Genomic DNA, 22747 nt, shown 5'->3' with positions numbered 1-22747 from the left:
GGGGGTTAATCCTTGAATAGAGTTGAAGTTTGGTTTAAAGATGGAGTTTTTGACGCTGAAGCAGAAGGAGTGCTCAGGCAAATTGTTTCAATAGGCGTGGCAAGCGTACATGATGTTAGAATTGCGAGAGTTTATAATATCGAGGGGGATTTTCTTCAAAGCGATATAGAAGATATTGCAAATAATTTGTTGATTGATCCAGTTGTCGAAACTTTTGTTTTGGGCAGGCAGGAGAAAAAGGGAGAAGATGTAGAAATAATTTTTAATCCTGGAGTAATGGACAGCGCTGAGGATCCTGTAAAAAGAGGCATAAAAGCTCTGGGATACGACAGCGTGAAAGCCTGCAAGACCTCAAAGAGATATATCTTCACAGGTGAGTCTATATCTAAAAAAGATATTTCGAAGATTTGCGAAAAAGTCTTGATGAATAAATTGATACAACACGTTGTAAAGGGCAAAGAAAAAATTTTACTCGATTTGCCGTCATTTAAATTTAAGAAAATTATAATACCTATAAGAAATTTGACAGATCAAGAGTTGAAGCAATTATCTGTTAAGAGGGCCTTGAGCCTTGATCTGAGTGAAATGAAAATTATAAAAAATTATTTTGCAAATGAAGATAGAGATCCGACAGACGTAGAGCTGGAAACTATTGCTCAAAGTTGGTCTGAGCACTGTGTACACAAGACATTTAAATCTGAGGTTGAGGTAGATGGAGAAATTCTTCCCCCAATGTTTACCCTGATTAAAGATGCTACCGATACTTTAAAACCAAAGAAACCATATTTGATTTCAGTTTTTGATGATAATTCTGGAGTTATAAGCTTTGATGAAGATTGGGCTCTTTGTTTCAAGGTGGAAACGCACAATCATCCTTCAGCTTTAGAACCTTATGGAGGGGCTGCCACGGGAATTGGCGGTGTGGTTAGAGACATTATGGGTACGGGTCTTTCCGCAAAACCCATTGCAAACACAGATGTGTTTTGTTTTGGCAATATTGACGTTTCGCAAGACGAGTTGCCGAAGGGCTCTTTACATCCAAAGAGAGTTTTAGAAGGGGTATTCAGAGGCGTTAGAGATTATGGGAACAGGATTGGTGTTCCTACTGTAAACGGAGCTGTATTGTTTCATGATGACTACGTAGGTAATCCTTTGGTTTTTTGCGGATCTGTGGGAATTATGCCTAAGAAATTTTCATTAAAGGGAGAGCAAGATCCAGGCGATCTTGTCTTATTGGTCGGTGGAAAGACAGGGAGAGATGGGATACATGGTGTTAACTTTGCTTCTCTTGAATTATCAGAAGAATCTGAGGTAGTTTCATCTGGCGCTGTGCAAATCGGAGACCCTTTTACTGAGAAAAAACTTATAGATACAATATTGAAAGTAAGAGATAAAGGATATATAAAGAGAATTACCGACTGTGGTGGAGGTGGACTTTCAAGCGCTGTAGGAGAAATGGGAGAAGAAACTGGAGTCGAGGTCTATCTTGACAAGGTTCCATTGAAATATCAAGGACTGAATTATTTTGAGATATGGATCTCTGAGTCACAAGAAAGAATGGTTCTGGCAATAGCTAAAGAGGACAAAGATGAAGTATTAAAGATTTTTCAATCTGAGGATGTGGAAGCAACTGTTATTGGAAAATTCACTAATGATAAGAAGTTAAGGCTCTATTATGAGGATTTTGAAGTATCAAGCCTTTCAAATGAATTTTTGTTCAATGGTTGGAAGGGTGCAAGTGAAAAAATAATATCTAAAAAGCCTAATTTTGATGTACATGATAATAGCTATAATAAAAAGATAACAGATTTTTCTGAAGCCTTTCACAAAGTTCTATCTTCATACAACGTATGTTCAAAAGAAAAATTCATTTCTGGCTATGACTTTGAGGTTCAGGGCATGAGCGTAGTCAAGCCCTTGGTGGGTCTGTATAGGGATGGACCTTCTGACGCTGCCGTCTTAAGGCCTTTTTGGGATAAAGCTAAAGGCTTCGCAATTTCGAATGGAATTAACTCGCTTTATGGAATTATGGACTCATATTGGATGAGTGCATCGGTAATAGAGGAGGCTCTTAGACAGCTCGTATGCGTGGGTGCTGATATAACCCAGGCTGCTATATTGGATAACTTTGCCTGGGGTTCTCCTAAAAAGCCAGAAAATATATGGAACTTGTATCAATCCGTGAAGGCCTGTCACGATTTTTCTTTAGAATTTGAGGTACCATTTATATCAGGTAAAGACAGCTTGTACAATGAGTTTACTTATCAGGATAAGGTAATATCTGTCCCGCCTACCTTGTTAATATCTGCTATTGCTATAGTTAAAGATGTCGAAAAGGCTATTACATCTGATATTAAAGCTCCAGGGAATATTCTCTATCTTTTGGGCAAAACCTATAACGAAATAGGCGGTTCACAGTTCTTACAAGCGATGTTCAATTCTTCTGAGGGCAATGTACCAAAAGTATATGCAAAAGATTCCTTCCCTTTGATGAAAAGGCTTTCAAGGGCTATTGAGCTTGGATTGGTAAGCTCTTGTCACGATCTATCTGATGGAGGCTTGGCTGTATGTGTTTCCGAGATGAGCTTTTCGGGCAATTTCGGTGCAAGAATTCATCTAAAAGATGTGGTATGCGCAGAGCCAATAGACAAGGACGAAGTTGTTTTGTTTTCTGAATCAAACGGCCGATTTCTGGTAGAGGTTAAACCTGAAAACCAGGAGGAATTTGAAAAGCTATTAGAAGATTCAGCTTTTTCTGTAATAGGGAAGACTTGCGAGGAGCCATATCTTACTGTAAAAGGGTTAAGTGAAGAAACAATACTTAAAGAAAATATATATGCTTTGAAAGAGTCATGGAGAAGCCCTCTTTTGCCCGATTATTTGAAAAAGAAAACTCCTCATTCTTTTGGCAAAAAACCTTTTTCGATCCCAAATATAATCCTGGACAAGAAGCCTAAGGCTATGGTGTTAAGGGCTTCTGGCGCAAACTGTGACGGCGAGACTATACGCGCACTTGAAAACAGTGGTGCTAAGGTTGAATCATTTCACATTAACAGACTTATCAATAACGAAATAAAATTTGATGAGTATAGAATATTGATTCTTCCTGGAGGATTTACCTACGGAGACTACATATCAGCTGGAAAAATTATGGCAGTGGAATTTGCAAAGATATTTAAAGATATAAATAATTATGAGAATTTGCTAATCATTGGAATTTGTAATGGTTTTCAGGTTTTGGTGAAGACAGGAATTTTGCCAGGATTGGAAGAGAATAACTTTAAGCAAAGCGTCACCCTTACCTATAACACTTCAGGGGCTTTTCAGTGCGAATGGGTAAATATGAAGGTTTTGGAAAATAGATGTCTATTCGTTCCAAATGAGTTCTCAGAAATAGAGCTTCCAATAGCTCATGCAGAAGGAAGATTTTATGCAAAGACAGACGTTTTAGAGAAGATGTTTGCCAATAAACAAGTAGTATTTGCCTATGATAAGTACAACCCAAATGACTCGAAAGAAGCTATCGCTGGTATTACAGACAGATCGGGCAGGATATTGGGGTTAATGCCTCATCCTGAAAGGAATTTTTTAATTACTCACCACCCCTATAAAATCGAGAGAAATTATGGCTCACTTTTGTTCAATAAGGTTGTAAAAGTAGCAAGTGAAATTTAAATTTTCTTTTCTTTTTTGAAGAGTTTTCCAAAGAAGCTGGAAAACTCTTCATATGATGGGCCAAAAATTACAATTAAAATAGCTGGCAAAAATGGAGGGATAGCCCATATCCAATATACAGGCCATAATATTATCGTGGAGATAATAAAAAGCACTAAATAATAAGTTATATGAGCTTTCGTAACTTTCTGTCTTCTCATTCTTTTCATATCATAGATTATACAATAAAAATTTGATGGAGGTTAGAATTGATTAAAAAAATCTTTATATTGCTCTTGCTGATGATGTGTGTTTCTTTAACTTTTAATGTGGATTGTGCATTTTCGAAAGCAGGAGGCGGTAAAAGTTTTGGCTCTGCTGGAACACATAGCTATTCTGGGGGAAACAAATACGTAGCTCCAAACTTAAATACTCCTAAATCTACATCTCCAACCAATCCAGGCATTAATCAAAATCAACCTTCTTTTTTGAGGAACTTCTTTGGTGGGTTAGTTGGCTCTTTGGCTGGTATTGCGTTATTCTCGATGTTTGGCAGTTTGTTCGGATTTAGCGGACCAAATAGTTCGGTGGCAGGGCTGTTTCTTATAATAATTCTTGGAATTTTGGTAGTTTACTTGATTAATTTTTTTTCAAAAAGAAGGACCTCTCAAGAAAATATATATAATAGAGAAGCAACTGGAGAAGGCTATAGAGCCTCGAATTATTCAAATACTGATTCTACTCAAGGGGTAGCTCTGGGATCAGTACAAGCAAAGATGGACGTTGACAATGGTCTAAAAGAAATTGAAAAATTGTTTCCTTCTTTTTCAGAAGAAGAGTTAAGGCCTAAAATTAAGGATATGTTTTTAAATATTCAAAAAGCATGGTCAGGGAAAAACATTGGTGGGTTGAAAAATCTTATTACCGATGAAATGCTTTTAAATTTCCAAAAGCAAATTGAAGAGCTAAACAGTAATGGCACAACCAATATTGTAGAGAATATTTCAGTAAAAAGAATGGAATTGGTGGATGCCTGGATGGAGAGAGAATCTATATACGCGACCTACAAAATTGAGGCAACTATGTCAGATTACGATGTTGACAGCAATGGAAGTATAGTCAGAGGCGATAAAGATAGGGCGGTTGATTTTCAGGAGCTTTGGAGCTTTGTATCCAGAGATTCAGTTAAATGGGAGCTTTCGGCAATAAATCAGATATAATATTATCTTTATTTCGTTAGATTAAAGATTTTTATTGCATCTGTATTTAATTTAATTTATAATATTACTTCGTCGGGGCGTAGCGCAGGGGTAGCGCACTCCTTTGGGGTGGGAGAGGCCGGTGGTTCAAGTCCACTCGCCCCGACCATGTGATTGTTTTATTATGTGAAATAATTATTCATGATAGTTTATTCTGTATCAATCTGCTTAGTTTGTATTCTTATATATCACATCATATGATAATATTGATATTGTAGAGGCATTATTTAAATTTTATTGGTAAATAGGTTATAAAGTTAAAGTTGCGTTAGTAGAGATTGAGTGTAAAACTTAATAAAAGCTAAAGATTGAAATTATAAATTAATAAAACTGATAATATGTTGGGAGTGAAAAAAGGGGTAAATTATGCCAAAACCATTATTTGATACTAAAACATTAAATTTCTCAGAATTATTAGGAAACTCAAAAATTTATAAGGTCCCAAGATATCAACGAAGTTACTCTTGGGATATTTCAAATTGGGAAGATTTATGGCTGGATATTTTGGCACTTAAAAACGATGAAGAATTAGTACATTATCTTGGTACCATTGTTCTACAAACAGAAGATAATAAAACTTTCACTGTTATAGACGGTCAACAAAGAATGGTTACCCTAAGTATTCTTGTTCTTGCATGTTTAAAATTACTTGACGACCTAATCAACAATGGTATAGAACCCGAAAAAAACAAAGAGAGAAAAGAAATATTTATCAATCAATATATAGGATTTAAAGATCCTAAAGCGCTCACATATCAATCAAAACTCACACTAAATGATATAGATAAAGATTTATATAGTTCTTATTTAGTTCAATTGAAAACTCCATCAAATCTGTCCAGGCTTCCAAATTCTAATCAATTGATGGTTAAAGCTTTCAATTACTTTATCGACAGTTTAAAGAGTATTGAATTAAAAGATAATAGTGATGCAATTGTGGATTTTATTGAGTCAGTAGTTTCAAGTAAACTTTTTTTCATAGAAGTAGTGGTTGACGATGCTTTATCAGCATACACGGTTTTCGAAACTCTTAATGCAAGAGGTGTTGAGCTAACAACTACTGATCTACTGAAAAATTATCTATTCTCATTGCTGGATATTAAGATAGACATTAACAACTTACAACCAAGATGGGATAAAATTGTTAATATTGTTTCTTATAGAAAATTTCCAGTTTTCCTAAGATATTTTATTAACTCTCAACAACAAATTGTAAGGTCTGAAAGATTATTCAAGGCAGTCAAAAGTAAAATATCAAGTAAGGATAATGTTATTAAATTAATAGATGAATTAGAACAGTATGCCGATATTTACGTGGCTTTAGATGAGCCTGATAATGAACTATGGCAGAATAACGTTAATATTAGAAAAATGATAAACGAACTAATTCTTTTTAATGTTCAACAGCATAAATCTTTGCTCCTTTCAGTATATTTTAAAATGAATCAATATTTTGAAGATGTCTTGAGAATTATTAGGGCATTGACTTTTAGATATAACGTAATAGGGAAACTAAACCCAAACGAATTAGAAAGAGCATATAATAGTGTCGCCATTCAAGTTTATAAAGGAGAGATTTCCACTCCGCAAGCTGTTCAGAAAGAATTAAAAAGTGTATATGTTGATGACGAATCATTTAAAAATTTTTTTAGCATAAGGACCTTTGATACCAGGAATACAAAAGATAAAAAATTAATTCGCTATATTTTATTGGCAGTTGAAAATCAAAAATTTAATAAAGACTATCATCTATTTGATACTAATGTAACTATCGAACATATATTCCCAGAAAACCATATGGATGCAGAAGAAAATATAGACGATTTGTTGATTTATAGATTGGGTAATCTAACATTACTTGAAGCAAGTTTAAATAGAGAATGTGGCAATAAACCATTTAAAGAAAAGATAGAAATTTATAAAAAATCACAATATGAAATTACCAAAGAAATCTTAGAAAGTGCCGAATGGGGTGTGGACGAAATTAGAAATAGACAAATAAATCTGGCAAAAACAGCCACCTCTATTTGGAGATTTACCTATTAAGAGATAAAATAATTGATAAGTTATCAAAGATTGAAATTATAAACTAATAAAGACTTTTAGGTTGGGATGACAAACAAATTTATGAATCAAGATGAAATTAAAAAAGGTGAAATAGCAATCTATAAGTCCAAAGAAGGACCTGAGATTGAAGTTAAATTAGAGCAAGATACTGTTTGGCTAGACGCTCATTTTATAGCGCGGCTTTTTAATGTCAATCGTCCTGCAATTGTTAAGCATGTAAATAATATATATAAGACAGGTGAGTTGGATAAAAGCTCAACCTGTTCCATTTTGGAACAGGTTGCAGCCGATGGTAAAGTCAGAAAAATGAATTTTTATAATCTTGATATGATAATTTCAGTTGGTTATCGTGTTAATTCAAAAAAAGCGACCCAATTTCGTATCTGGGCAACCAAAATTCTCAAAGAGCATCTGGTAAAAGGCTATACCATAAACGAAAAGCGACTCTTACAAGTACGCTCTCAATTGAAAGAATTGCAAGATACAATTTCGTTTTTGCAAGAAAAATCGAAGCACAAATTGCTTTCTGGACAAGAACAAGAAATTTTTAATCTACTTGTCAATTATTCAAAAACACTCTCACTCCTTGAACAATACGACAAAGAAGAACTTCCACTGATTAAAAAAACCAAGAGTAAGTTTATCCTGAAATATGAAGATACTATAAATGTTATCAGCAAAATAAAGAAAGATCTTGCTGCCAAAAAGGAAGCAAGTGATTTATTCGGACAGGAGAACGGGGAAAAGTTTAAAGGTATTTTAGGTAATATTTATCAAACCTTTGATAAAAAAGAGCTGTATCCTTCTCTTGAAGAAAAGGCAGCCCATCTTTTGTATTTTGTCATTAAAGATCACCCCTTTGTAGATGGGAATAAGAGAATTGGCTCGTTTTTATTTATTTATTTCTTAGAGCGCAATGATTTTCTCTATCGCAAAACAGGCGAAAAGAAAATTAACGACAATGCCATGACAGCACTGACACTTTTAATAGCAATCAGCAATCCAGATGAAAAAGATAAATTAATAAAAATCACTACAAATTTGTTGAATTTATAGACGCTCTTAGTTGACGAAATTTTTGATGTAGAATATAAAAAATATTAGAGCTATATTGCTTTGTGTTAAAATAAATTAATATATTGAAATTAGAAAGGTGGGGTTGTTGTGAAAAACATATGTTTATCTTTTATAGTTTTTTTGATGATGAGTGCTTTAGTTTTTTCTGGAGTTTCTTATTCAAAGGGACCTGGAGCTATTTCAAATCAAAATAAAGCTGAAAACTTTGGAGACTTTGTAAATGACAACAATCACGGCCAACAAATTAAAGACATAAATATTCAAAAAAATCAAGAAAAACAAGAGATACAGAACGAATTTAAAAACGAAATCCAAGAGAAAAACGAAATTAAGAATAATGGCGGCTCAGAAGAAGAGACTACAAATGAACAAAATCAGATCGATCAATTAAAGCAAGAGAAAAAGGATATAAACAAAGAATATACTAATGAGCTTAAAGCAAATGGAAAAGAAAATAATGAATAAGTTTATATTTATTTTGTAAAATGAACATACATGACGCTATTTTATATACCCATATAGAAAATAAAGTCAGGTGCCTTGTTTGCCCGAGGTTGTGCACTCTGTCTGAGGGAGAAACGGGTTATTGCGGTGTAAGAAAAAATATCTCTGGAGAGCTAAAAACTCTAATCTATTCTTTGGTTTCATCTGCTGCTGTAGATCCAATAGAAAAAAAGCCACTTTTTCACTTCTTCCCAGGGAGCAGAGTTTTTTCAGTAGGGTCATTCGGGTGTAACTTCAGGTGTTTAGGGTGCCAAAATTGGCAGATAGCTTGCTCTCAGCCTACCGCAGGCGAGGATATATCTCCAGACTATCTTTTAGAGTTGGCTAAGAGATATTCGTGCAGAGGGGTAGCCTGGACATACAATGAGCCAACTATCTGGATAGAGTACGTATTGGACTCTGCAAAGATAATCAAAAAAAGTGGCTTATATACTGTGATGGTTACGAATGGATACATCACTTTAAAGGCTCTTGACGTTATTGCACCGTATATTGATGCTTACAGAGTAGATCTAAAAGGCATAAGGGGCAAATATTATCGTGAAGCTGCAAGCGTAGAAGATATCAAGCCTATTTTGTTGGCCATAAAAACTGCTAAGGATAAATATAATTGTCATATAGAGATTGTCACAAATGTAGTTCCAGGATACAACGACTCTTCAGATGAAATATCTGAAACTGCTAGCTGGATCAAAAATGAATTGGGCGAAGATACGCCCTGGCATATTACAAGATTTTTCCCCCAATATGAACTTTCAGACTTAATGCCGACTTCTGTAGAAAAATTAAAAGAGGCGTATAAAATTGCAAAAGGGATTGGTCTCAATTATGTTTACATGGGCAATCTAACTGATGGAGAAGAAAATACTTATTGCCCTTTTTGCGCTGAACTCCTAATAGAAAGGAATGGATATGAAATTTTGAGAAATCAACTAAAAAGCGATAAATGCCCTAAATGTGGAAAAAATATTAATATAAAAGGTATAAATTATGTTTAAAGATAGACTTGAGGCTGCAAAGCTGCTCTCTGAGAAGATAAAAGAAAATTTGAGAAATATAAACGATGCTATAGTCTTGGCTATACCAAGGGGTGGCATCATCGTCGGTGCTGAAGTTGCCAGGTTTTTTGGATGGGATCTGGATATTACTATACCCAGAAAACTTGGTGCACCTGGAAATCCCGAGCTTGCTGTGGGAGCTATTGGAGAACACGGCGGTCTGGTGATAAACGACAGAGCATATAAGCTTTTGGGGATTGACAAGGATTATCTTGATAAGGTTATTGAAAGAGAGAAAAAAGAAATTGAAAGAAGAAATAGCCTTTATAGGACAAAGAGATTTGATTATAAAGGCAAGAATCTTATTATAGTTGACGATGGAATAGCTACAGGATCTACTGTTATCGCAAGCATAAGAGGGCTAAGAACTTTTGAACCAAAATCAATTGTGGTGGCTGTGCCCGTATTGCCTTTTGAAACTATAGACTTGATTAAAAAAGAAGCTGATGTTCTTATCTATCTGGCGGCTCCGAAAGAATTTTGGGCTGTAGGGCAGTTTTATGCAGATTTTGGAGAAGTGAAGGACGATGAGGTAATAAGAATTCTAAAGGAATTTTCTAAAGATATTAAAGATAGTTAACGCCAGGATAATTAATGAGAGTATTATTATAAATTCGTCTTCTTTTGATGCAATTTTTGAATAAAGAGTTTCGTAATTTTTAATATAAAAGTTATCAAATAAAACTCCTGTTCTGTCTGCTGGAAGTATTTTCATAATATCCCCATTTGAACTAATAAAGGCAGATGGGCCAGTGTTTCCTGCCCTGATTATTGGCACTCCAAACTCAATAGCTCTAAATCTGGATACGTTTAGATGCTCTATGGGTTCATAGGTATTTTCAAACCAGCCATCATTGGATGCTACTATTAAGAGATTTATATGGTTATCCATTAATTTTCTGTATATCAGCATTGGCAGAGTGTCCTCGAAGCAAATTAGAAATCCTATGTGAAGGTTTTTGTATTGGAACGGTTTTGAACCTTTGCCTCCTTCAAAATCTCCCAACTGTGGCAAAAATTTATTTAGAAAACTAAGATTTTTCGGTATTGGGTTAAACTCCCCAAATGGAACAAGGTGTTCTTTTCTGTATATCACTTTGCTTTCTTTGCCATTTAGATAGTATATGGAATTGTAATATAGATTATTTTTACAGTAAATCGAGCCTACAAAGGAGGGTTGATCTGGAGTTATCACCTTATTTTCGTTTAGGCACGTTCTAAATATAACCTCTGGAGTTACTATCAGGCTATCTGGATGTTTTTTCCCTAAATCAAATAAGTCTAAATATTGTTTATCTATAAGGCTCTCGTAATTTTCATCGTATAAGAAAATCGGCCTGAAATTTCCTTGCAAAACAGTAAATTTTTGTCTGTAGCCATTGTTTTCATTTACAGGTATAGAATTTATAAGCGTACCCATCAAGACGAGAAAGCATAGAAAGTAAAGCGCTTTTAGAATATTTTTTTTATCTGAAAAAAGCATGTTTATGTAAAACACTAAAAAAGTCAACCCTATAACGCCAATGAGGCTGGCTATATACATAAAAGGTGTGTCTATAAGGGAATACCCAGGGCTTTCCAGTCCAAAGGCATAAGTTCCAGAATTTCTTAATATTTCTGAAAGTGTCAAAAAAAGAGGCAATGAAATAGTGTATAATTTCTTAGGTATATTTTTTTCAATTTTTTGCCAGATTACAATTGGTAGGAACCAAAAAAGAGATAGATATACAGACATTAGAATAACAATATGCAATCCAAATATTGATAACCAAATAATATTTATGAAAAAATACAAAAAGATATTAAAATATAAAAGAAATAAATTTTTCTTATTTGGTTTTAAATTTTTTATGATATAAAAAAGAGGTGATAAAAAAAAGAAAATTGAAATGTTGCTTCCAAGATATTTTTGGCTAAGTACAGTAAAAGTTATTGTGAAGAAAGATAAAACCCATAAGTAGTTATTTTTTTTTGTCACATCAATTAAAGAGGAGGTGAGCCTTATGAATTTAAGGTTACTTTGGTCAGCTTTTTGTTCTCTCATATTTTTTATTATAGGATATTCTATTGTGAAAATGTCACTTTTCGATTTTCTTTTTCCATGGCAAGAAAAATCTATAGGAACTTTGTCTTTTTACCTTATTCCTATTTCTTTTGCTGTAATTAGTTTTTTAATTGCTTTTTTCTCGTGGAGATGGCTATACAATAGCTTGAAGTTTTTTTTAAACAAAATTACTTCCTTTTCGCTTTTTGATATTTTTCTGCCATTATTAGGCTTATTTTTAGGGCTGATCATCTCTTTGCTAATAACCTGGCCTCTTTCATTTCTGCCTCTGATGGGAATGCTAAAGCTAATACCGCTTTTGTTTAATCTTGTTCTTGGATTCTTGGGAGTTTATCTGGCTCTAAAGAAAAAAAGAGATATTGAAAGCGCTTTCAAATTATTTTCGAAATTCTATCAGAAAGCATCCTCCTTGATTCTTAGTATTAGCGACAGACAACACGTAAAAAATATTGTGCAGGTGAATAATTATTCAAAGATTATCGACACAAGCGTAATAATAGATGGCAGAATTCAAGATATATGGAGAACTGGTTTCCTGGATGGAAAGATTTTTATACCGTCTTTTGTAATAAAAGAAGTGCAGCAGCTTTCTGATTCTACCGATCCTATGAAGAGAGCAAGAGGCAAGAGGGGTCTGGAGATTCTTAATTCATTTAAAGAAGAGGCGAAGGAATCTATTGTAATAGACGAGATTGACTATAAGGGCTTAAATGGGGTTGATGAGAAACTGATAAAATATGCTCAGGGTATCCCTAATTCAAGCATTATTACAAATGATTATAATTTAAATCAAGTTGCATCGTTATTGAACGTAAGAGTTTTAAACATAAACGATCTGGCTAACGCTGTGAAGGCGGTAGTCCTTCCTGGAGAGGAAATCTCTATCCAGATAGTTAGAGAGGGCAAGACTCCAGGCCAAGGAGTGGGGTATCTTGAAGACGGCACAATGGTGGTAATTGAAGATGGCAAAAATCATATAAGTTCGCAAGTAAATATCGCTATTACAAGCGTTTTGCAAACGTCATCTGGAAGAATTGTCTTTGGGAGAATATTGTCTTGAGTGTCTGGTCGGTAATAGTAGCTGCTGGAAAGGGTGAGAGGTTTGGCTCTTATAAGCCCTTGTTAAAAATTGAAGACAAATATATGCTCGAATATTCTGTCGAGACTATTTCAAAGAATAATAAAATTGAGGGAATAGTAGTTGTCTGTCTATCTAATTATATCCAAACTGTTAGGGAATTGTTAAAAAAATACGATCTGGTAAAATATGTAGTTCCTGGCGGCACACTGAGACAGGATAGCGTGAGAAAGGGCATATTAAAAGTTCCTGAAGAGGTAGAGTTTATAATGGTTCATGACGCTGCAAGACCTTTTGTGAGCAGCGATATAATAGTCAGATCTATAGACGCAGCGCTTGAGAAGGGCTCTTGTGTGGTATGTATTGGTGTGAATGACACCGTAAAGAGGGTGGAAAATGGTTTCATAAAAGAGACACTGGATAGAAAGTCTATATTTTTAGCCCAAACCCCTCAGATTTTTAAGAGAAAAGACCTTTTGGATGCTTTTGAGAACGCTGTGGCAAAGAGGCATATTTTTACAGATGAATCTTCATTAATGGAATTTCAGGGCACAAATCCTTTTATGATATTGGGAGATACGTCAAATATAAAGGTAACTTACCCAGAAGACCTTCTTTTGGCGGAAAAGGCTGTAGATAATTTTGAACCCTTATGCGATCAAGAAGATGCAATTGAGGAAAAAATATTTAAAAAAGAACTAAATTATTTTGTAGGGATAGGAGAAGATATTCATTCATTTGATAAGGAAAGGCCGCTGTATTTAGGGGGAGTTCTTATACCATTTGATAAAGGGTTGAGGGGACATTCTGATGCTGACGTATTGCTTCATGCCTTAATAGATGCTCTTTTAGGGGCATCTGGTATGGATGACATTGGCACTCTGTTTCCAGACACAGATCCTAAATATCAGGGCATTTCAAGCTTGACATTGTTGCACAACGTGTCTGCCCTTATTCTAAACAAAGGGTTCAAAATACAAAATATTGATATGATAATTTTTGCTGAGAGTCCAAAAATTAGGCCTTATAAAGATGAGATAATTTCTACTATTTCAAACACTTTAAATGTCGACAAAAGAATAGTAAACCTTAAGGGAAAGACTTCTGAGGGTTTGGGATTTGTCGGGAGAGAAGAAGGCATTTGGGCTAAGGCTGTAGTTCTTTTGATAAAAGAGGAGAATGACTGATGATAATAATTGTCTATTTATTGGTAATCTTGGTTTGCTGTTTTTTTGCGGTTTTGGAGGTTAAATATAGAAAACTTCCTGAAACATCTATTAAGTTGAACTATGATCCGACTAAAAAAGATATATTTAGCGATGATTTGTATTATTACCTACCTTTTTCGATTGATAATGTGTCTGATATCGTAGCCATTGTTCACGATGTAAGCTGTGTTTTGGTGGAGCCAGGTACAAGGATATTGGATATCGTTTCGGTTGGCTACCCTCAAGAGAATTATTTTAAGACCTCTTTGGCTCATCCAAAAAACGGTATACCTATATTGGTTTTGCTTCCAAAAAAATATTTTGAAAAGGGAAAATTGCAGTTTCAAATAAAATATTCTGGTAGAAGAGATATGTCTATGCAATTATCAAAATTTCATTACAGCTTTTCTGATAACGTTTTAAAAGGAGCAGTCGTTTATGAAAAACCGTATACCAATTAAAACTCATATTCTTGGGCCTGAGGACGACATTGTAGATGTAATAAAAAAGTATGCTAAGGATAAGATAGATAAAAATACAATCGTAGTAATTGCAGAAAGCCCTCTGGCTATTACTCAAGGCCGATTTTATTATCCCGATTATATTAATATAGGCTATTTTGCCAAGAGACTGTGCCTATTTTTCCCACAGATAGGCAGCCTGGCGTCTCCTTTTGCAATGCAGCTTCTAATAAATGAAGTAGGCCTTTTCAGAGTTTTAGCATCTTTCGTGATAGGTTCGGCGCTTAAGGTATTTGGCCAAAAGGGCGTGTTTTATAAATTGTGCGGCAAACAGTCTGCTCTAATAGATGATACGGCTGGCACTATTCAGCCATACGACAAGGTAATCGTAATGGGTCCAAAGGATCCTGATAATACTGCCGAAGAAATAAGCCAAGCGCTTGGCGGAGTTGGAGTGGCTATAGTGGACGCAAACGATCTTGGGGTAGCATGGGCTGTAGGGTGTTCAAAAGGCATTGATCCTAAGGAAATCGAGAGCACAATGAAAGATAATCCTGCAGGCAATGCTGATGAACAAACCCCAATAGTGTTGATAAAGTAGGATTACCTTATCTTCCTTGCGAAGATTAGATATCCTGTGTGACCTGTCATAATATCTTCTGGCCTTAGTCTGTTTGGATTTATCTTATACTTTCTGTGAGATATTTCTATTATTTCATCCACTAAAAAGTTGCCCGATTCAAGCTCATTTATTGATTGAGTTATCTGGTTTGTAGTTGGGACTATTAAGGCGAAATTTCCTCCGCTTTTCAGTGCCCTGTTTACCTTTTCGAAGTAAAACCAGGGCTCTTTTAGATCCATAAAAAACGAATCAAAAAAATCTGTATAATCTGAGTTGCCAAAATCATCATTTATAAAGGTTATATTTTGAAGTTTGCTAAACCTTTCTATATTTCTTTTGGCATTGTTCATAAAATCTTTGCTTATTTCAAATGTGACTACCTTTCCTTTTTCTGAAACCAACTCAGAGAGGATCAGTGTTAGGGAACCCGAACCTGTACCTGCCTCGCCTACAACCTTGCCGCTTCTAATATCGAGTTTTAGGACAATGTATCCAGATTCTTTTGGATATACTATTTGGGTATGTCTTTTTATTCCATACATTATATAGTCGTGTATGCTGGGTTTGAAGATATGATATTTCAAGCCGTCTGATGCAGTAAGAACCTCTCCTTCAGTTGAATTTAATATATCTTCAGGACTGATATATCCGCCTTGCAGCTGTATTTTCTGTTTGCTATCAAATTGAAATATCTTTTTCCAACCCTTTTGATTTATTGCTTCAATTAATTCGTTGTCATTAATGTCCATTTTCTGTCCTTTTCATCTTTGATTTTATATTGCACAAAAAGCAAGTATCGTCATTATAAGTCTGATAATGACAGATTTTGCACCCTTTTAATTTTTCGTCTGATTCTTTAAAGAATGTCCTTTTTATATTTTTGATATATTGTAGATAAAAGAAAGACTTTGTTCCTGGCATCTTTTCGTCAATTTCATTTAGTATATTTTTAAAAAATATTGATTTCGCGTCTCTTGAGTAAGGGCATTTTTCTTCAATATATTCAATTTTTGAGATTTTTGCAAAAAAACTCATTTCTTCATCTGTTATTCGAACTAAGGGTTTAACCTTTTTTGGCATAAATTGATTGCTTTCTAACACGGGGCCCTGTTTATTTAAATATTCAACATGCCAGTGCAATACATTGCCAAGTAAGAATGCCGTCTCATCATCCAGGTTGTGACCGGTAGCTATCGTGGAGTAAGAATTTTTAGTCGCATAGGTTGAAAGTATATATCTCTTTATCTTGCCGCAAAAGGAACAAATCGGCTTTTTATATATTTTTAAGGCTTTGAAAAAATCTATGCCTAAATAATTGTTTGCTTCAATATATATTGGGTTTTCGTCTAATTTCTTCGCACAACTTTTGACCATTTCTAAAGACTTTTCTGAATATTCACCAAAAGGCATTATTATGTGAAGAGCCTTCACATTGAATCCAAGTTCTTTTAAGATAAGCCAGAGCCCCAGACTGTCCTTGCCTCCTGAAACAGCAAGAAGTATATTGTCATCTTTAGCGAGCATACCAAAATGCTTTATGACCCTTTGTGTCTGATAGACAATGTGTTCTTTAAAGTGCTCTTCGCAGAGCTTAAGGTTGTGCCTTGGTATCTTTACTACCGCATCCTCTTTGCAGACCGTGCACTTCATATGATTTTGTTCTTTTATAATATTGCCTCCCTATGTAAGCTTTATTAATAATACATCATTTTAACAGCAATTTAGGGCATTTTAGTAGGATGGGTGAGGGTTATGAACCGAGCTTAATTTGAAAACTTTTTATAAGGAATTAATTAAAATATTTATTTTTATAGACATAAAATTTCCCTATTGACAAAAAAAATTTTCGTATTATATTTGTAAGGTAAGTAAGTGATTACTTACTAATAATGATAGGGATTGGGGGCATAAAATGTTATCAAGTTTGCTACATCGTAGAGAAACATTGATATTGACTGCAATAGAAATTATCAATGAAAAGGAATTTGGTGGACTCTCTACCAGAGAGCTTGCAAAAAGAGAGGGCGTGTCTGAATCTGCAATATTTAAGCACTTTAAATCGAAAAATGACCTTATAATGGCTATTTTAGATTATTTTTCTCAATATGATAAAGCAATTATGAGATCGATTGAAAATAATAAGTTAGATCCTGTGGACTCAATCTACATGTTTATTGATTCTTTTATCTCTTATTATGAAAATTATCCAGAGATAACTGTAATATTTAACTCTTATGAAAGCCTGGTTTCAAATGATGATTTCAAACAAAAAATAAAAGAGATCTTTTTTGAGAGAAACAACTTTCTAAATAGCTTGATAAAGGATGCAATAAAGAAAAATAGAATTTCTTTGGATATTGAGAGTGAGCAACTTACAGATATCATATATGGAACCTTAAGGGGGGTTATTTACAAATGGAGACTACTTGATTACCAGTTTTCGCTTAGAAGCTACTTTATGGCAATATTGAAATTTATTTTAAAAGCTTTTTAATGGCTCTAATATTATAAGGAGGTGGTTTGTCTGAAAAATGTGATGATAGTAGATGACACTATGTTTATGAGGTTGTCTATTAGAAAAATGCTTGAAAAATATGATTTTAACATTGTTGGAGAGGCTAAAAATGGTCTTGAAGCAGTAGAACTATACAAAAAACTTAAGCCTGATATTGTAACAATGGATATTACAATGCCTGAGATGAGCGGTATTGATGCGTTGAAAAATATAATCAGCTTTGATCCGAAAGCAAAAGTAGTGATGATTTCTGCATTGGGTCAAGAAACCATGGTTAAAGAAGCTATTATTTTAGGCGCAAAAACATTTATTGTAAAACCTTTTCAGGAAGAGCGCATTATCCAGACTCTAAACAAGCTATTAGGTTCTTAATTTATTACTAATTTTTTAGAAGAAGGAGGTGATAAATTTGACAGATGATTATAAAAACGATCCTATGTTAGAGGTATATATCTTTGAGACTTCTCAGATGATAGAGCAGTTAGAACAATTATTGATTACCTCTGAGGATGAGGGAGGGTATTCTACAGATGTAATTAATGAGATATTTCGTATAATGCATACGATCAAGGGCTCTTCAGCTATGATGCTCTTTGACAAAGTTGCAGAGCTTGCACACTCTGTAGAAGACCTGTTCTTCTTTATCCGAGATCAAAAACCTCAAGGATTGGACTTTTCAAAGGTAAACGATATGGTCTTTTCTTGTCTTGACTTCATAAAGGTTGAGCTAGTCAAAATAAAAAATGGTGATGAGGTAGATGGCGATCCATCTAAGCTGATTGGGGATTTGAAAATTCTTTTATCGAGCATTAGTGGACAAGAATCCGTGGATAAAGTTATTGCAGATAAAAATGATGTCCAAGAAGTCGTTCAACAATATTATATTAGCAGTGCAAGACCTCAAAGCGAGGACGTTAAAAAAACTTTTTTAGCTAAAATCTATTTTGAAAAAGATTGTGGTATGGAAAATTTGAGGGCATTTTCTGTATTGAAGTTGCTTGATGAAGTAGGCGATGACTATCTTTATGAGCCTAAGAATATTGATGACGATAGAAGCGTAGAAATTATTAAAACTGATGGTTTTAAGATTTATATCAATACGAGTAAGAATTTTGATGAGGTACAAAATATCCTAAACAATGCAATTTTTGTAGAAAAAATCGATCTTTCTGAGATACAAAATGAAGAGTATGAAGATAAAAAGAATGTTGAAACGATTAATATTCCTGAAAATAATCCTGTAAAAATTCCTTCACCATCTTGTCAGGTGGATGTTGAAAAAGCTGAGAAAGAACATGTCAGCTTAGAACATCAAAATATTATCAATGTTAGCGTCTCCAAGCTTGATAAGCTTATGGATTTGGTAGGAGAGATGGTAATAGCTGAGGCTATGGTTGTCCAGAATCCTGACTTGAAAGATCTTGATTTACAGAATTTCTATAAATCAGCAAGGCAGCTAAACAAGATTACTACTGAATTACAAGACATAGTAATGGCTGTTAGAATGGTGCCTTTAACAGGAACTTTCCAGAAGATGAATAGAACGGTAAGGGATATGTGTAAAAAGCTGGGAAAAGAAGTGAAGCTGAAATTGGTTGGTGAAGAGACTGAAGTTGATAAAAATATTATAGAGCACATTTCAGATCCGCTTATGCACTTGATTAGAAATTCAATAGATCATGGCATTGAGATGCCTGGTTATAGAGAATCAGTTGGAAAACCACGTGCTGGCACGGTAACCCTTGAAGCAAAAAATTCGGGTAGTGATGTGCTGATAATAATTAGTGATGACGGAAACGGCTTAGACAGAGAAAAAATTTTAGCAAAGGCGCAAAAAAATGGGATTTTAAACAAAAACCCAGAGTCCTTAACTGAAAGAGAAATATATAACTTAATAATGTTGCCAGGATTTTCTACAAATGAGGAGATTACTGAATTTTCAGGAAGAGGCGTGGGCATGGATGTGGTTAGAAACAATATAGATAAGGTTGGAGGAACCATTGAAGTAGACAGCCTTGCGGGTTCTGGCACTACTATAGTTTTAAAAATACCTCTTACTCTTGCGATTATAGATGGAATGAACTTAAAAGTAGGCGATACAAGGTTTACTCTGCCCATTAACACTATAAAAGAATCGTTCAGGCCAAAAGACTCTGATCTGATTAAAGATCCAAACAACGTAGAGATGTTGATGGTTAGGGGTCAGTGTTATCCCATATTGAGAATGCATTCACATTTCAAAATTGAAACTGATATTACCAGCTTATCTGAGGGGATAATTGTTATGCTCGAACAGGATGGAAAGAGTATATGTTTGTTTGCTGATGAGCTTATTGGACAGCAACAGGTTGTCGTAAAAAGTCTTCCAAAGTATATAAAAAATTTAAAGCACATTTCCGAGTTGGCTGGGTGCACATTACTTGGTGACGGGAGCATAAGCCTTATATTGGATGTGAACGGGTTAGTGGCAAGTTAAAAAGCAAGGAGGTGTTTAATATGAGTCAAGATACGAATCAAGAACTTGATGTTAATGATGATGAGGACACACAGAAGGGGAAATTTCTGACTTTTTCTTTGGGAAATGAATTCTATGGCATAGAAATAAGATATGTTGTTGAGATTATAGGATATCAACCTATTACTAAGGTGCCCGATCTACCGAATTATGTGAAGGGTATTATAAATCTGAGAGGGAAAATAATTCCTGTTATGGATGTGAGACTTCGATTCGGTAAGGAATTTATAGAGTACAACGATAGAACTTGCATAATTGTAATAGAAGTTAACGATGTGTCTATTGGTCTTATAGTGGACGTCGTTTCAGAAGTAATATCGATATTAGATGAAAATATTGTCGAGCCACCGAAGCTTAAAAAAGAGGGGAGTCGATTTGTGAAAGGTATTGGAAAAGTGGGGGATGAAGTAAAGCTCTTGCTTGATTGTGATAAATTGCTGACCGAAGATGACTTCGAAGCCATCGAGAGTGCAATCTGATGGCATTTACATACTTTTTTCGAGATATGCAAACTCTGGAGCTTATCAGGGATAACTGTCTAAAATCTTTAGCATCAAGACAGAGAATCAAGATTTGGGATGCAGGGTGTGCTATGGGCCCAGAGCCATATTCTCTCTCTATCATATTTAGAGAAAATGTAGGGTATATGTATTTTCGAAATATCAAGATAATAGCTACCGACATAGATCAGAGTCAACAGTTTGACAAGATTATCTTGGATGGTATTTATCCACGAGAGCAGGTAGAAAGGATTCCGAAAGAGATACTCTCTAAGTATTTTGTTGATGTAGATGGTGGAAAATATTTTCAGATTATAGAGGAAATAAGAAAATCTGTTAGTTTTAGACGTCATGACCTTTTAACATTAAAGCCAATTGAGGAAAACTTTGATCTGATTTTGTGTAAAAATGTACTGCTTCATTTCAGCTATGAAGAAAGGATAAAAGTATTAACTATGTTTTATAATTCACTTAACGTTGGCGGTTTTTTGGCAGTGGAACAGACTCAAAAGATTCCTAACGAGATAGAAAATCTTTTTGTGCCAATAGTATCAAATGCCCAGCTATTTAAAAAATCTGAAACACAGGCTGCTAAAAGATGAAGGTCTTAAATTTGGTCGAAGGGTATAAATCTCATGTCTATACATCTAACGTATATCTTATTACTGGAGATTTTAATAGCATACCAGATGTAAATACCCTTATAGATGCTGGCAGAGACCCAAGCATAATTAGCAAGATTAAAAATGCCTCTACAGGAGTGGGTAAAAAAAGAGTTGAGCAACTTATCTTGACACATAGTCATTATGACCATGTGGGCATGCTTGGCGAGATAAAAAAAGAGTTTAATCCTATAGTAATGGCATTTTCAAATTTAATCGATGGTATAGATGTGATATTGAGGGATGGGGAGGTTATAAAAGCTGGAGATGCAAGCCTTGAAGTTATTTACATGCCTGGTCATAGCAATGATTCTATCTTGCTCTACGACAAGAAAAACCAAATTTTATTTGCTGGAGACAGTCCTCTAATTATTAAATCTACTGGAAACTCATATGAAGATGAGTTTATAAGAGTTTTTGAGAGGGTTTGTTCTCTGAAAATAAGAATTATATATTTTGGGCATGGAGGTCCTCTGGATAGGGGTGTGGAGGCTGTTTTAAAGAAATCCCTTTCAATGCTAAAAAAATAAGATACTAAAAAGGAGGAAGACAATGGAATGGTTTAGCAATTTGAAGATTGGAAAAAAATTGTTGTTAAGCTTTATATTGATTGCAATTATTTCAGGCATAATGGGAATTTTTGGCGTCATTGCTTTGAAGAACGTTTCTCAAAATAGCAATAATATGTACGGGAATATGACAGTACCCTTGGAGAGGCTATTAAGAATTTCGGTTGCATTTGACAGAGTTAAGTTGAATTCTTCTGAAATGGTTAATGCACAGAGCCCTAACGAAATTCAGGATCGTATTGCGAAAATTAAACAAGACAGCGCTAATATAGACTCACTTAGCAAAGAATTTTCTACTATGACCAATTCAGATCAAATGAGAAATCTTTTTCAAGAATTTCAGGCTTCCTGGTCTAATTATAAAAATCAGTTAGATAAAGAAATAGCCCTAGTCCAGGCGAACAGAAACGCTGAGGCTACAGCTTTGCTGAGTCAAAACGGAGATTTGGGCAAGGCCGGCGTGTCAACTGACAATCTTCTTACTAAAATGAAAGATATGAAGCTGACTCATGCAAAAGATATGGCAGATATTAATAATGCTACTGCTAACAATAGCAGCATCTTAATGGTAATTCTTATGCTTATAACTTTATTCCTAGCAATTTTATTGGGTATTGTTATTTCAAAGATTATCAGCAATCCTTTGAAAAAAACTCAAGAGCTTATAAATGAAATGTCAAAGGGACATTTTAGCAATAGGCTGAGGCTTACTGCCAACGATGAAATTGGTCAGATGGCAAGGGCTTTGGACGCTTTTTCTGATGAAATGCAAAAAGTTTTTATAGGCGCTCTAAATAAGATTGCTGAGGGCGATTTAAGCTTACAAATTTTACAAAAAGATGATAAAGATGAGATTACTCCTGCTATAAAAAAGACAGTTGAAAATATTAATGCACTTCTCTTAGAAACCAACAATCTTATACAGGCAACAAA

General features: G+C 34.6%; 21 protein-coding genes and 1 tRNA gene. 19 read left to right on the top strand and 3 right to left on the bottom strand.

Annotated features, from left to right (window positions below; translation table 11 throughout):
• The first annotated feature begins 12 nt into the window (after positions 1-12).
• The 8 genes from purL to V4762_RS07175 all read left to right on the top strand — a co-directional run bounded on the left by purL (position 13) and on the right by V4762_RS07175 (position 10199).
• The gene (gene purL / locus V4762_RS07210; protein WP_347315110.1) at positions 13-3675 is read left to right on the top strand and encodes a phosphoribosylformylglycinamidine synthase subunit PurL; all 3663 of its coding nucleotides are present in this window, start codon (positions 13-15) and stop codon (positions 3673-3675) included.
• Positions 3676-3923: 248 nt separating this feature from the next.
• Positions 3924-4874: a Tim44 domain-containing protein gene (locus tag V4762_RS07205; RefSeq protein WP_347315109.1), complete on the top strand. Its 951-nt coding sequence runs from the start codon at positions 3924-3926 to the stop codon at positions 4872-4874.
• A 73-nt stretch (positions 4875-4947) separates the two neighbouring features.
• Positions 4948-5022 (top strand) — tRNA-Pro (locus V4762_RS07200).
• 257 nt (positions 5023-5279) lie between these two features.
• Positions 5280-6959 carry a DUF262 domain-containing protein gene (locus tag V4762_RS07195; protein WP_347315108.1) on the top strand — a complete coding sequence of 560 codons (1680 nt, stop codon included), beginning with the start codon at positions 5280-5282 and terminating at the stop codon, positions 6957-6959.
• An 81-nt stretch (positions 6960-7040) separates the two neighbouring features.
• The gene (locus V4762_RS07190) at positions 7041-8036 is read left to right on the top strand and encodes a virulence protein RhuM/Fic/DOC family protein (RefSeq protein ID WP_347315107.1); all 996 of its coding nucleotides are present in this window, start codon (positions 7041-7043) and stop codon (positions 8034-8036) included.
• 108 nt (positions 8037-8144) lie between these two features.
• Complete coding sequence (locus tag V4762_RS07185; RefSeq protein WP_347315106.1) at positions 8145-8522, top strand: hypothetical protein; 378 nt, start codon at positions 8145-8147, stop codon at positions 8520-8522.
• Between the two features lie 20 nt (positions 8523-8542).
• The gene (amrS, locus tag V4762_RS07180) at positions 8543-9559 is read left to right on the top strand and encodes an AmmeMemoRadiSam system radical SAM enzyme (protein WP_347315105.1); all 1017 of its coding nucleotides are present in this window, start codon (positions 8543-8545) and stop codon (positions 9557-9559) included.
• Positions 9552-10199 (top strand): phosphoribosyltransferase, encoded by a 648-nt coding sequence (locus V4762_RS07175; protein WP_347315104.1) that lies wholly within the window; start codon positions 9552-9554, stop codon positions 10197-10199. Before amrS ends, V4762_RS07175 begins: the two co-directional genes overlap by 8 nt.
• Here the strand turns inward: V4762_RS07175 and lnt are convergent.
• Positions 10164-11663: an apolipoprotein N-acyltransferase gene (gene lnt / locus V4762_RS07170; protein WP_347315103.1), complete on the bottom strand. Its 1500-nt coding sequence runs from the start codon at positions 11661-11663 to the stop codon at positions 10164-10166. The two genes, V4762_RS07175 and lnt, sit on opposite strands and share 36 nt — an antisense overlap.
• Here lnt and V4762_RS07165 point away from each other — a divergent pair.
• From V4762_RS07165 to V4762_RS07150, 4 genes are read left to right on the top strand one after another with little or no spacing between them, the layout of a single operon-like run.
• A complete protein-coding gene (locus V4762_RS07165; RefSeq protein WP_347315102.1) occupies positions 11623-12744 on the top strand; it encodes a PIN/TRAM domain-containing protein in 1122 nt (373 codons plus the stop codon). The two genes, lnt and V4762_RS07165, sit on opposite strands and share 41 nt — an antisense overlap.
• Positions 12741-13949: a 2-C-methyl-D-erythritol 4-phosphate cytidylyltransferase gene (gene ispD / locus V4762_RS07160; RefSeq protein WP_347315101.1), complete on the top strand. Its 1209-nt coding sequence runs from the start codon at positions 12741-12743 to the stop codon at positions 13947-13949. Before V4762_RS07165 ends, ispD begins: the two co-directional genes overlap by 4 nt.
• Positions 13949-14431 carry a hypothetical protein gene (locus tag V4762_RS07155; RefSeq protein WP_347315100.1) on the top strand — a complete coding sequence of 161 codons (483 nt, stop codon included), beginning with the start codon at positions 13949-13951 and terminating at the stop codon, positions 14429-14431. The genes ispD and V4762_RS07155 overlap by 1 nt, the downstream gene beginning before the upstream one ends.
• Positions 14409-15032: a coenzyme F420-0:L-glutamate ligase gene (locus V4762_RS07150; RefSeq protein WP_347315099.1), complete on the top strand. Its 624-nt coding sequence runs from the start codon at positions 14409-14411 to the stop codon at positions 15030-15032. Before V4762_RS07155 ends, V4762_RS07150 begins: the two co-directional genes overlap by 23 nt.
• 2 nt (positions 15033-15034) lie before the next feature.
• Here V4762_RS07150 and V4762_RS07145 read toward each other — a convergent pair whose 3' ends face one another.
• Together V4762_RS07145 and V4762_RS07140 are read right to left on the bottom strand one after the other, a co-directional pair.
• The gene (locus tag V4762_RS07145; protein WP_347315098.1) at positions 15035-15802 is read right to left on the bottom strand and encodes a tRNA (adenine-N1)-methyltransferase; all 768 of its coding nucleotides are present in this window, start codon (positions 15800-15802) and stop codon (positions 15035-15037) included.
• The gene (locus tag V4762_RS07140; RefSeq protein ID WP_347315097.1) at positions 15792-16703 is read right to left on the bottom strand and encodes an ATP-binding protein; all 912 of its coding nucleotides are present in this window, start codon (positions 16701-16703) and stop codon (positions 15792-15794) included. Before V4762_RS07140 ends, V4762_RS07145 begins: the two co-directional genes overlap by 11 nt.
• Before the next feature lie 262 nt (positions 16704-16965).
• Between V4762_RS07140 and V4762_RS07135 the strand changes: the two genes are divergently transcribed.
• The 7 genes from V4762_RS07135 to V4762_RS07105 all read left to right on the top strand — a co-directional run.
• Positions 16966-17547: a TetR/AcrR family transcriptional regulator gene (locus V4762_RS07135; protein ID WP_347315096.1), complete on the top strand. Its 582-nt coding sequence runs from the start codon at positions 16966-16968 to the stop codon at positions 17545-17547.
• A 30-nt stretch (positions 17548-17577) separates the two neighbouring features.
• Entirely contained in the window at positions 17578-17940 is a 363-nt protein-coding gene (locus V4762_RS07130) for a response regulator (RefSeq protein ID WP_347315134.1), read from the top strand.
• A gap of 37 nt (positions 17941-17977) precedes the next feature.
• Positions 17978-20044 (top strand): chemotaxis protein CheA, encoded by a 2067-nt coding sequence (locus V4762_RS07125; RefSeq protein WP_347315095.1) that lies wholly within the window; start codon positions 17978-17980, stop codon positions 20042-20044.
• 20 nt (positions 20045-20064) lie between these two features.
• A complete protein-coding gene (locus V4762_RS07120) occupies positions 20065-20562 on the top strand; it encodes a chemotaxis protein CheW (RefSeq protein ID WP_347315094.1) in 498 nt (165 codons plus the stop codon).
• Positions 20562-21185, top strand: a complete 624-nt coding sequence (locus V4762_RS07115; protein WP_347315093.1) for a CheR family methyltransferase — start codon at positions 20562-20564, stop codon at positions 21183-21185. The genes V4762_RS07120 and V4762_RS07115 overlap by 1 nt, the downstream gene beginning before the upstream one ends.
• Positions 21182-21775: an MBL fold metallo-hydrolase gene (locus V4762_RS07110; protein ID WP_347315092.1), complete on the top strand. Its 594-nt coding sequence runs from the start codon at positions 21182-21184 to the stop codon at positions 21773-21775. Before V4762_RS07115 ends, V4762_RS07110 begins: the two co-directional genes overlap by 4 nt.
• Positions 21776-21797: 22 nt before the next feature.
• Positions 21798-22747, top strand: a 950-nt coding sequence (locus V4762_RS07105; RefSeq protein ID WP_347315091.1) for an MCP four helix bundle domain-containing protein, incomplete at its 3' end; no start/stop codon positions are given.

It is taken from the genome of Thermodesulfobium sp. 4217-1, assembly GCF_039822205.1.
Classification (GTDB): Bacteria; Thermodesulfobiota; Thermodesulfobiia; order Thermodesulfobiales; family Thermodesulfobiaceae; genus Thermodesulfobium.
The sequence above is the reverse complement of the archived record's forward strand: the minus strand, read 5'-3'. Positions and strand labels throughout refer to the sequence as shown.